Source organism: Nocardiopsis salina YIM 90010 (assembly GCF_000341025.1).
GTDB classification, from domain to species: Bacteria; Actinomycetota; Actinomycetes; order Streptosporangiales; family Streptosporangiaceae; genus Nocardiopsis; species Nocardiopsis salina.
In genome coordinates, this window is record NZ_ANBF01000204.1 from 1 (window position 1) to 11100 (window position 11100).

An 11100-nucleotide genomic window follows, 5' to 3' on the forward strand; every position below is an offset into this window, starting at 1 on the left:
TGGCCTCCGACGAGGCCCTGGCCGCCCTGCGCGAGAAGCTCGCCGGCGGCGAAGCCTGATCGCACTCGGGCCGTGACGCCTGAGCAGGCCTCCGCGGGGCCTGTTGAAGACGCCGCGAAGGGCCGTCCCCACACGGGGGCGGCCCTTCGTCGTGTCCACGCCCCGACTCACGGGCGCACAACGCGGGCCGCGCGGGACTGCTCGACCCTAGGCTCGAACCATGAGCACACCCGCGACCACCCCCGACCTGACCCTGCGCCCCGGCGGGCCCGACGACGCGGGGGAGCTCTTCACTCTCCAACGCGCCGCCTTCGTCGACGAGGCCCAGGCCTTCGGCGACCCCTTCACCCTGCCGTTGACCGAGAGCCTGGACCGAGTGCGCACCCTGTTGGGCGATGCCGACACCCTCGTGCTGTGCGCGGTGTCCGGAGCACGCATGGCCGGGTCGGTGCGCCTGCGCTTCCTCGGCCACGGCGCGGTACTGAGCCGACTGGCCGTCGCGCCCGACCTGCGGGGCCTCGGGATCGCCCGCAGTCTCCTGCAGGAGGCCGAGGAACGGGCCTGTGCCCATGATCCGGCACCGACCTCCCTGACGCTGTCCGCGGGCGCGCACGATCCCGCACAGATGCGCCTGTACCGCAGTATCGGGCTCTCCGAGACCTCTCGCGAACGCATCGCCGACCACCTGGTGATGGTGCACATGCGCAAGGAGCTCTGAGCTCCGCGGCGGCGCGACCTAGGTCACACCGCCGCCCCGCCGGGCGCGTCCGAATCGCCGGAACCCCATGCCCTAAGGTCTTGTCATGCTCAAAGTGGGACTCACAGGCGGGATCGGCTCGGGCAAGAGCGCGGTCTCGGCCGAACTCGCCGCCTACGGCGCGACGGTGATCGACGCCGACGCCATCGCCCGTGAGGTCGTGGAGCCGGGCACCCCCGGTCTGTCCGAGGTCGTGAAGGAGTTCGGGGACGGGGTCCTGGCGTCGGACGGCAGTCTGGACCGGGCCGCACTCGGCGAGATCGTCTTCGCCGACGCCGACCGCCTGGCTGCGCTGAACGCGATCGTGCACCCCCGGGTCGGCGAGCGTAGCGGGCAACTCATGGAGGAGGCGCTGGCGGCCGACACCAAGGTCGTGGTCTACGACGTGCCCCTGCTGGTGGAGAACGGCCTGGGTTCCCTGTACGACGTGGTCGTGGTCGTGGACGCCCCCGACGAGACGCGGGTGGAGCGGGTGTCCGTGAACCGGGGGATGCCGCGCGAGCAGGTGCGGTCCCGGATCCGTGCGCAGGCCGACCGGGACACGCGTCTGGCCGCGGCCGACCTGGTGGTGGACAACTCCGGCACACGCGACGGACTGCGGGCGCGTGTGGCCGAGCTGTGGCGGGAGCTGTCCGCCCGCGCACAGTGATCCCGTGAAGTCTCGGACGGTCTGTGCCCGGCCGGATCTGTCGCCGGGTGCGGCTCGGCCTCCCTTTTCGTCCGGGTGCGCGTGCACGGGGACGAAGTGGTCGTTCCCTTTCTCTGATCCGGCCTGTCCGGGGCGCGCAGAAAAATATGGCCTTGTCGCAAAAAGGTTGCGCCTGGAGGTTGCTCTCGCGGCCCCGGAGGGAACTTGTTGTCTCGGGGATCGCTGCGCCGGAGAAGTGAAGCTCCATGAATCACGAATAACTCGCCCTGGCCTTCACGTTTTCGGAGCGGTTCGGTGCCCAATTCCCATGGCACAGTCCCGAAGACGAGGTTTGTCATTCGACGATGATCAACATAGCCGATCTGACAAAACATTACGGAGATCACACCGCTGTCGACGACCTGTCCTTCACCGCCGCCGAAGGGAAGGTCACCGGGTTCCTCGGACCCAATGGCGCCGGCAAGTCCACGACCCTGCGGATCCTCCTGGGCCTGCAGAAGGCCGACCGCGGAACCGCCACCCTCGACGGCCGCCCCTACCGCGAGATCCCTCGCCCCTTGCACACGGTCGGATCCATGATCGACGCCGAGTCGCTGCCCGCCCAGCAGACCCCGGCGCATTTCCTGGGATGGCTGGCACGGTCCAACCGCATCGATCCCGGCCGGGGGCGGCAGGTGCTGGACCAGGTCGGGCTGGCCGGCGCCGCGGGCAAGAGGATCGGCGCCTTCTCCCTGGGGATGCGCCAGCGCCTGGGACTGGCTGCTGCCCTGCTCGGTGATCCGCGGATCGTCGTGCTCGACGAACCGGTCAACGGGCTCGACCCGGAAGGGATCATCTGGATCCGCAACCTGCTCCGCGGCCTGGCCGACGAGGGGCGCACGGTGTTGCTGTCCAGCCACCTGCTCGACGAGCTGTCCCAGATCGCCGACGAGCTCGTGGTGATCGGGCACGGCCGCCTCATCACCCAGACTGTGCCCGAGCTCCTGCTCAGCGATGTGCTGGGCCACCATGTGCTCGCGCGCACCAGTGACAACGCCGCCTTGGCCGCGCGGCTGGCCGACCGGGGCGTGGGCTCCAGCCCGGACGGTGCGTACCTGAAGATCGACACCCCCGATTGCGACGCGGTCGGCGACACCGCCTTCTCCCACGGGCTCGTCGTCCTCGAGCTCTTCGAGAGGACGGGCTCCCTCGAAGAGGCGTTCCTGGCCCTGACCGGCGGTGAGGATGCGGAGCGTGACGCATGACCCTTCTCGACAACACCCGCGCCGAGAGCGCCAAGTCCCTGGGTTCGAAAGCCTTCCTCTGGTGCTTGGCCGCGGGGCTCCTGGTCCCGTGGCTGTTCTCGGCCGTCCTGTTCGGCCTCTCCGAGTTCCCCCAGGAACTGGAGACCAGTCAGTGGGGATACCGGTTCGGGATGCCGTTCGTCGGGGTCGCCGGTGTCCTGATGATGACCTCCGAGCTGCAGAGCGGTTCCGTGGCCTACTCCGTCCTGGCTGATCCCTCACGGTGGCGCCTGATGGTGAGCAAGGCCGCGGTCGCGGCGGCCTCGGCGGTCCCGGTGGGTCTGGCCGCGGGCACGGTGTCCTGGGTGATCGCCGTTCTGCTCCAGGGCGGTGACGGCCCGGACCTGAGCCTGGCCGGGGCCGAGCAGTACCGGATCGTTCTGGCCGCCACCGTCCTCTACCCGATTGCGGCCCTCATCGGTATCGCCGTGGGGACCTTCCTCGAACGGTCGGCCCCCGCCATGGTCCTGCTCCTGCTGTGGCCGATCCTCATCGAGAACCTCATCGCCGGACTGCCCGTCATCGGCGAAGCGGTCGAGGTGGTACTGCCGTTCATGGCGGCGGACCAGTTCGTCTTCGACGACGACCCCGAAGCCCTGTCTCCTGGATGGGCACTGCTGTATTTCGCCGTTTTCGCCGGTGTGCTCCTGGCGGCCGCCGTGTTCCGTTTCCGCCACCGGGACCTGTAGTGGCCACCGGCTGAGCGGGACACGGGTCGCGTGTCCCGCTCAGCCAGGCGTCTCACCCTTGTGTTCCAACAACACGCTCGAAGCCACGCACAGCAGCGCGGAACTGACGACTGCTGCCAGGCAGAAGACAGGGCCGACGAGGCCGCCCACCTCGCCGAGGACCGCTCCCCGTACGAGCTCTAGCGCGTGAGCGAGGGGGTTCAGGAGAGAAAGCGCTTGGAGCCAGCCCGGAAGCGCTTCGTAGGGGACCAGCGCGGGGGAACCGAAGATGAGCGGCAGCATGACGAAGCTGCCGAGCATCTGAACCTTCTCGGCGTTGGCGACCAGGATCCCGAGGAGGATGAAGAGCCAACCGAGGAGCAGAGCCAGGGCGAATCCGATCGCGCATGCTGCAAGGATCCCCCATGTCGGAGGCATCCGGAGGAAGAGGAAACCTCCGAGCATGAGCCCGAGGACCTGGACCACAAAACGCAGTGTATCTGTGACGCTTCGTGCTACAAGCAGGCTTGACAACGATATCGGCATCGTCCACAGCCGTTGTGTGTACCCGTTCGCCAGTTCGCGTACCAGTGCGGTACCGGAGAGGACAGCCGAGCTCACCGCGATCATGACGATGATCGTCGGTAGGAGGAAGAGGCTGTAGGGCGTCCCTTCTGGAAAGCGGGGGTCGGAGGTCAGGGGATCGAAGACTTGGCTGAGCAGGGCGAGCATGACGAAAGGATGAGCAAGAAGCAGCACCAGACCGGTCCGGTCCGACAGGAAGCGCGTTGCCGATCGCCGCGTGAGGATCGCGGTGTGCGTGAACCAGCGTGCTCTAGGCCTCGCTGTGAATGAGTTCGGGTCGATCGCCGTGCGGATCTTCTTGCTCACCGGTGACACGTCCCCCATAACCGTAGTGGGAATACACATCAGAGATCGACGGGGGATGGATCGAGACCGACTTGCACAGGACCCCAGCTTCTTGGAGCAGCCTTGCGCAACGGTGCACATCATCTTCTGAGACAGAGGTCCCGGTTAGTCTGACCGTGTCGACAACGTCGATGTCCTCATAGCCGTGCGCGCGCAGTAGGCACCGGGCGTCCTGCGCGTGCCGAGCCTGTTGAAGGAGGACCTCCACACGGCGCCGGCCCACAGAAGCGCGGATCTCGTGCACGGATCCACTGACGACGAGCCGTCCTTGGGAGAGCAGGCTGATGTGGTCGGCCAGGGCCTGAGCTTCGTCCAGTTGTTGTGTGCTCATCAGGACTGTCCGCCCTTCCGTCGATATGCGACGTATGAGCTCCCACACCTGGTACTTGCTCTCGGGGTCCAGCCCGACCGTCGGCTCATCGAGGAGTAACACGGAGGGTGCGCCCACCAATGCGAGGACGATGTCGAGTTTGCGCCGCATCCCGCCCGAGTAAACGCGTACGAGTTTGTCGGAGTCCTCCTCGAGGCCGACCGACGCGAGAATTTCTCTGCACCGCCGCCCGAGACCCGGCCCGTCGTGTCCGAGTAACCGAGCTTGAAGACGTATGTTGTCCAGCCCGCTCGCGTCCAGGTCCAACTGGACTTCTTGCCGGACCAGGGCAATCCGTTGCCGTACTCTCCGACGGTCGGCGACCGTGTCCAGGCCTTGGACACTGATACGGCCCCTCTTGGGCCTGATCGACGTCGAGACCATTTTGAGCAGGGTGGACTTGCCGGCGCCGTTGTGTCCCAGTAATACGTGAACGAGCCCTGCGGGGGCACAGAGACTGATGCCGTCGAGGATGGTCGTCCGACCGAAACGGGCAGTGACCTGGTCGACCGAGACCTGCGGTTCATCAGTCGTCACTTGGTTTCTCCTCCAGAACTCCCACACTTGTGAGCGCGGTGAAGTAAACGGGACCGCCGTCCTCCCCGACCGGTGTGCCCTCGGCCTCGACCCAGGCGTGGGCTCCGAAGGGCGGCCTCGTGCGTACCCCGACGCACCATGTGGGCCAACTCCCTCCGAGTCTGCAGAGCACAGCGGTAGCGATCGAGCGTTGTACACAGCCTTCCGGGCCGGCGCAGTGCAAGCTCGTGCTCTCGACGTCCTGGCGCGCGAGAAACGTCTCGTGCAGCCCTGCCGGCCGGGCACCCCCTCGGAGCTTCTCCAGAGAGCGACGGATCGTGTGCGGACTGCGGGTACTGAGGGGACGGGCGATCATGACCGCTAGACGTGCACGGACCCGGCGCCGCAGCCCGTCCACGCGAGGCCGATGGGGAAAGGCTTCTGGCACACTCATGGGATCAGCACCCCGAGCGAGACCAGTCGTTCTGATACGAGGCCGATGTCTCTGCGGGCTACGTCGTTCTCCACCCCGTAGCGGGAGCTGTACTCCGATTCCAGGTCCAATGGCGGATCGGATGCGACAAGGTGTACGAACACCCAGCTGGCTGTCTCATTGAGCCGGAAGTACTTTCCGGTGTGTTCGTCGAGGACGACGACGCCGTAGTCGGCTCGTGTGTAGGTGGCGCCTTCTTTCAGTTTCACAGCGGGTTTCCTTGTTGGTGGCGGGTCCAGATCTCGGTGACTACGGTGGCGTTGATGGGTTCGGCTCCGCTCTTCCTGAGTCGAGGGTCGTTGAAGTCGGCCGCCGACAGTGTTTCGGGGTCGATGAGGTTCCGGTGTGCCAGCGCGGAGTCGTTCCACAACCGCTCGATGGTGCTCCAGTGCTGCTGGCGGCCTCGGTGGCTGATCTGCCCTCCGTCGGCTTTTGTCCTGCGCTCCCGCAAGCCGGATGGAAGGAGATCTCCCAACGCAGCCTTGATGAGTGGCTTGAACTCGAAGGGGGTCGCCCTGTCCTCAGGTGCCACGCTCAGAGCGGCGTTGATGACTCGATCGTCCAGGTAGGGGCTGGCACAAGGGAGCCCGGCGGCACGGCCGGCGTGCTCGAACGCACGGACCACCTGGCCCCCGTGCATGATCGCCTGGAGTTCGAAGTGCTCCGAGCGCGTGTCGGAGAGCGCCTCGTACGTCGAGGCAGCCTCGAAGGCCTCTCGGACGAGCTCGAGCGCGCGTTGAGTGGCCCATGTGGGCCACTTGGGGGAGACCGACCAGCCGAACTCCGGTGTCGCGCGCAAAGGTGCCGCGCGTCCGAGATCCCTGGAAGTGTCCTGCATCCACCGCCGATACGTACGCCGGTCCGTCAGGGCGCGTGCTGATTCGCCCGGCGACCAGCGGCGGAGGATGGCGTATCCGCGCATGGCCCTCAGAGCGGTGAAGGGGCGTCTGGTCACGAGGGAGTGGTGCAGCTGGGGGAGGCCCCACAGGACGTGGTCTCCACCGAGCCCGGTCAGGTGCAGCCGGGATCCTTCTCGCAGCAGTTCTGGAAAATACGCGCGCTGGCGTGGTTGTGACAACAGGGAGATGGTCGGCTCGTCGAAGGGGACCGGAGCGTTCGTAACCCCTTCGAACAGGATGGGCAGGTCCCCGGAGTTCTGCGTGAGTGAACGAACAGGGCGACCGGACATGAGTTCGCCTGCCTCGCGCACGTAGCGCTGGTCGTCGTCGGCAGCATCGATCCCTACGGACGTGTAGGTGATCAGCCGGTCGGCCTGTTCGGAAGCCATCAAGCACAGTGGGGTGGAGTCCATACCTCCGGAAAGATCGGCGCTGAGAACGGCGTGCTTGTCGCAGCGCGCGGCGACCGCGTCCCGGAGCGCATCGCGAAAGGCCGCCGAGCCGTCGGTGAGGCTCTGCCGACCTCGCGGATGGCGCCACCATTCAGGGAGGCTCATGCTTGTCCCGTCAATACGGGCGTAGCGTCCCCCTGGAACTGCTCGCACCCCGGACCAGGGCGGCACTCTCTGAAGAGAAGCCGGTAGGAACTCGATCAAGCGCAGCGCCAGCGCTGTGTCGTCCAGGGGAGCATTGGTGATCTCCGCGAGCAGGTCCGCTCGATCACTGATCAACGGCGTCCCGTCGAGCTCGGCCCAGAAGAGAGAGCGAATGCCGGCGATGGTCCCTCGGGCGGCGACTTCACCGTGTTGTGTCGCGATCGCGTGGAAGCTTCCAGGGATCTCGAGGGTCTCGGACATTACGTCTGTGCATCCGAAGTACCTGGTCGGCCGGGGGGCCGATCCTGCATCCCCGATCAACGCCCACTTGAGATGTCCTTCGTCCGAAGCCCGCAGCTGGTCCGGGATGAGGTTCCCGACGATCCAGGGGCGGCCGCTGGGGTGTTTCAGTACCGTGGTCGGGCCGTCGGCGAAGGCCTTGTGCACCGCTGTCGTGTCCACCTCCGTGTCGGGCAGGACCACGAAGGATCCTGGAGAGGCCAAGATGTCCCCCTTCGGGTTGGCGGGGCCCATGGCCGCGGCGCGTGCAGCGCGACCGCGGCCATGGGCTGACCTTCAGGTCGAGAACGCCGGATCAGACAGAGCGCCACCAGCCGGGGAAGTGGGTCTCATCACCGCTGTTGACGAGCGCCCCGGTGACCTCCAGGAAGTCGCCGGCCTCATCGATGAACGGGGTTTCGTACACAGGCTTGTCCATAACTGGAACCTCTCTCATTGATTTGAGCCGCCTTTTCTGTGGCGGCCAAAAAGAACGCTATGACTGTTCTCCGTTGAATGCAACAGGATCAGGCGACTTGGCCGGGTTCGGCCTTTTGGGTCTTCTGTGAAAGGCGGCCCGGGTTGCATTCACGTTCACATTCATGTTTGTGTTCATGGTGATTTGCGTTTTTGTTGAAATTCGGGTTGACATGGTTTATGGCTGGGGAGAATGTCTGATTCGAGGCGTCGGCAGGCGTCGTGCTGGCTTCGGTCCTGCGCGGACGGCGGGATTGTCCTGGGCACTCGGTAGCGTTGACGGATGTGGGGCCGCTGCCGCGCGGGCGGCCGCGAGGTTCCGATGGGAGGCCAAGTGCGACCGGTCAGCGACATCAAACGCACCGAGGACCCGTTCGAGGTCGTCTCGGACATGACGCCTGCGGGCGACCAGCCCACGGCGATCGAGCAGATCAGCGAGCGTGTGCGTTCGGGCGAGGACCACACCGTGCTGCTGGGCGCCACCGGCACCGGCAAGACCGCGACGGTGGCCTGGACCGTGGAGCAGTTGCAGCGCCCGACCCTGGTGATGCAGCCGAACAAGACGCTGGCGGCGCAGTTCGCCAACGAGCTGCGGCAGATGCTGCCGAACAACGCGGTCGAGTACTTCGTCTCGTACTACGACTACTACCAACCCGAGGCCTACGTCCCCCAGAGCGATACCTACATCGAGAAGGACTCCTCGATCAACGACGAGGTCGAGCGGCTGCGGCACTCGGCCACGAACTCGCTGCTGACCCGCCGGGACACCATCGTGGTCGCGTCGGTCTCGTGCATCTACGGTCTGGGCACCCCGCAGGAGTACGTCGACCGGATGGCCGAGATCAAGGTCGGGATGGAGGTCGAACGCGACGACCTGCTGCGCCGGTTGGTGGACATGCAGTACTCGCGCAACGACACCGCCTTCACCCGGGGTACGTTCCGGGTGCGCGGCGACACCATCGAGATCATCCCGGTCTACGAGGAGCTCGCGATCCGCATCGAGATGTTCGGTGACGAGGTCGAGCGGATCATGACGCTGCACCCGCTGACCGGCGAGGTCCTGGACGAGAGCCGGCACACCTTCATCTTCCCCGCCTCGCACTACGTGGCCGGCGAGGAGCGCACCCGCAAGGCGGTCGCCGGGATCGAGGCTGAGCTGGGCGAGCGCTTGCCAGAGCTCGAGGGCCAGGGCAAGCTCCTGGAGGCGCAGCGGCTGCGAATGCGCACCACCCACGACCTCGAGATGATCGAGCAGCTGGGCACGTGCTCGGGCATCGAGAACTACTCGCGCCACTTCGACGGCCGTGAGCCGGGCAGCGCCCCCAACACCCTCCTGGACTATTTCCCCGAGGACTTCCTGCTGGTGCTGGACGAGTCCCACGTGACGGTCCCGCAGGTCGGTGCAATGTACGAGGGCGATGCCGCGCGCAAGCGCACTCTGGTCGACCACGGGTTCCGGCTGCCCTCGGCGATGGACAACCGCCCGCTCAAGTGGGAGGAGTTCACCGGGCGCATCGGACAGTCGGTGTACCTCTCGGCGACGCCGGGCCGTTACGAGCTGCGCCAGGGCGGCGGCGAGGTCGTCGAGCAGGTCATCCGCCCGACCGGGCTGGTGGACCCCGAGGTGCTGGTCAAGCAGACCGAGGGCCAGATCGACGACCTGGTGCACGAGATCCAGGAACGGGCCAAGCGCCAGGAGCGTGTGCTGGTGACGACGCTGACCAAGAAGATGGCCGAGGACCTCACCGACTACTTCGCCGAGCTCGGGATCCGGGTGAGGTACCTGCACAGCGAGGTCGACACCCTGCGCCGGGTCGAACTGCTGCGCGAGCTGCGCGTGGGTGAGTACGACGTGCTGGTCGGCATCAACCTGCTGCGGGAGGGCCTGGACCTTCCCGAGGTGTCACTGGTGGCGATCCTGGACGCGGACAAGGAGGGATTCCTGCGTTCGGAGACCTCCCTGATCCAGACGATCGGGCGTGCGGCGCGCAACGTGGCCGGCCAGGTGCACATGTACGCCGACGACGTCACCGACTCGATGCGGGCGGCGATCGACGAGACCAACCGGCGCCGTGCCAAGCAGCTGGCCTACAACGAGGAACACGGGATCGACCCGACACCGCTGCGCAAGGAGATCGCCGACATCCTCGATTCCCTCAACCGTGAGGACGTCGACACCGAAGAACTCATGGCGACGGGTTATCGCGGCGCCGGAGCGGGAACGAAGGCGCCTGTGCCGGGTGCGGGCGAGCGTTCCGCGGACGTGTCGAACATGCCGCGCGCCGAACTGGCCGGTCTCATCGACCAGCTCTCGTCGCAGATGCACCAGGCCGCCTCGGATCTGCAGTTCGAGATGGCGGCCCGGCTGCGCGACGAGATCGGCGAACTCAAGCGTGAGTTGCGCGGCATGGACGAGGCCGGGATCAGCTGATCCCGGGGCCCGCGTCTCGCCCCGGGAACGTTCGGGCAACGATGGGGTCGCGTGTTTACCGCAGCGTGACATACCCTTGGCTGCGCGCTGAACCTCGGCGCGAATCGTCATTGCCCTGCGGACCTGGAGGAAGCGGATGCGGGCCGGACCCCTTGCCACCGTGGGTGGCGTTGTGCTGCTCGCCCTGCTGGTCGCCGGGTGCGAGACGGGAACCTCGGCCTCCGACGGGGAGGACGGCGGCTCCGCCGACCAGCACGGGGGCGAGGCACCGCGCCACGAGCCCGACCAGCAGGTCGACCGCAACGTCGTCGAGGACGACGTTCTGGTCATCGTCGACGACGGCAGCCAGGTGCACGGGCGCTGTGCCGACCGCGAGGTCGTGGTGACCGCCGACGACGCCGAGGTGGTGCTGGACGGCCCCTGCGGGGTGGTGCGGGCCACCGGTCGCGGGTCGAGCGTCGAGGTCGGCTCGGCCGAGAAGATCGTGCTGGTCGGCGTGGACAACACCGTCTCCTACACCTCGGGGGAACCCGAGGTCATCAACCGCGGTCGGGACACCATCGTCGACCAGGGAGGGGCCGCCGCGGCCTAGCTGGATCGTTGATGGGGTTTTGTGCCCTGGTCAGTGCTCGTGAGCGATCAACGACCGCTCGACCGGGCCCCATGCTTCCGCGGGCGGGGATCTTGCTACCGGAGCAGGGTTCAGCGCCCTCGACTTTGGCGGTTTTCGGAACTATGCCCGCTTCTGCGTG

General features: G+C 66.7%; 12 protein-coding genes. 6 read left to right on the forward strand and 6 right to left on the reverse strand.

Annotation, left to right across the window (positions count from 1 at the left end; all coding sequences use genetic code 11):
- Positions 1–220 precede the first annotated feature (220 nt).
- The 4 genes from D474_RS0123345 (at position 221) to D474_RS0123360 (ending at position 3378) form a co-directional block, all read left to right on the forward strand.
- The gene (locus D474_RS0123345) at positions 221–718 is read left to right on the forward strand and encodes a GNAT family N-acetyltransferase (RefSeq protein ID WP_017615899.1); all 498 of its coding nucleotides are present in this window, start codon (positions 221–223) and stop codon (positions 716–718) included.
- An 85-nt stretch (positions 719–803) separates the two neighbouring features.
- On the forward strand, positions 804–1406 hold the full coding sequence (gene coaE, locus D474_RS0123350; protein ID WP_017615900.1) for a dephospho-CoA kinase: 603 nt from the start codon (positions 804–806) through the stop codon (positions 1404–1406).
- A 344-nt stretch (positions 1407–1750) separates the two neighbouring features.
- Complete coding sequence (locus tag D474_RS0123355) at positions 1751–2650, forward strand: ABC transporter ATP-binding protein (protein WP_017615901.1); 900 nt, start codon at positions 1751–1753, stop codon at positions 2648–2650.
- Complete coding sequence (locus tag D474_RS0123360; protein WP_017615902.1) at positions 2647–3378, forward strand: ABC transporter permease; 732 nt, start codon at positions 2647–2649, stop codon at positions 3376–3378. The genes D474_RS0123355 and D474_RS0123360 overlap by 4 nt, the downstream gene beginning before the upstream one ends.
- Before the next feature lie 39 nt (positions 3379–3417).
- Here D474_RS0123360 and D474_RS0123365 read toward each other — a convergent pair whose 3' ends face one another.
- The 6 genes from D474_RS0123365 to D474_RS33960 form a co-directional block, all read right to left on the reverse strand.
- Positions 3418–4248, reverse strand: coding sequence for an ABC transporter permease (locus tag D474_RS0123365; RefSeq protein ID WP_161628703.1), 831 nt, complete (start codon positions 4246–4248; stop codon positions 3418–3420).
- Entirely contained in the window at positions 4193–5194 is a 1002-nt protein-coding gene (locus tag D474_RS29785) for an ABC transporter ATP-binding protein (RefSeq protein WP_017615904.1), read from the reverse strand. The genes D474_RS0123365 and D474_RS29785 overlap by 56 nt, the downstream gene beginning before the upstream one ends.
- Positions 5184–5627 (reverse strand): lasso peptide biosynthesis B2 protein, encoded by a 444-nt coding sequence (locus tag D474_RS31315; RefSeq protein WP_083931946.1) that lies wholly within the window; start codon positions 5625–5627, stop codon positions 5184–5186. The genes D474_RS29785 and D474_RS31315 overlap by 11 nt, the downstream gene beginning before the upstream one ends.
- Positions 5624–5875, reverse strand: a complete 252-nt coding sequence (locus D474_RS32420) for a PqqD family peptide modification chaperone (RefSeq protein WP_017615905.1) — start codon at positions 5873–5875, stop codon at positions 5624–5626. The genes D474_RS31315 and D474_RS32420 overlap by 4 nt, the downstream gene beginning before the upstream one ends.
- Positions 5872–7665, reverse strand: a complete 1794-nt coding sequence (locus tag D474_RS0123380) for an asparagine synthase (protein ID WP_161628704.1) — start codon at positions 7663–7665, stop codon at positions 5872–5874. Before D474_RS0123380 ends, D474_RS32420 begins: the two co-directional genes overlap by 4 nt.
- A 91-nt stretch (positions 7666–7756) precedes the next feature.
- Positions 7757–7879 carry a hypothetical protein gene (locus tag D474_RS33960; RefSeq protein ID WP_017615907.1) on the reverse strand — a complete coding sequence of 41 codons (123 nt, stop codon included), beginning with the start codon at positions 7877–7879 and terminating at the stop codon, positions 7757–7759.
- Positions 7880–8251: 372 nt separating this feature from the next.
- Between D474_RS33960 and uvrB the strand changes: the two genes are divergently transcribed.
- Together uvrB and D474_RS0123395 are read left to right on the forward strand one after the other, a co-directional pair.
- Positions 8252–10348, forward strand: coding sequence for an excinuclease ABC subunit UvrB (uvrB, locus tag D474_RS0123390; protein ID WP_017615908.1), 2097 nt, complete (start codon positions 8252–8254; stop codon positions 10346–10348).
- Between the two features lie 136 nt (positions 10349–10484).
- Positions 10485–10940 carry a DUF3060 domain-containing protein gene (locus D474_RS0123395; protein WP_017615909.1) on the forward strand — a complete coding sequence of 152 codons (456 nt, stop codon included), beginning with the start codon at positions 10485–10487 and terminating at the stop codon, positions 10938–10940.
- The last annotated feature ends 160 nt before the right edge of the window (positions 10941–11100 follow it).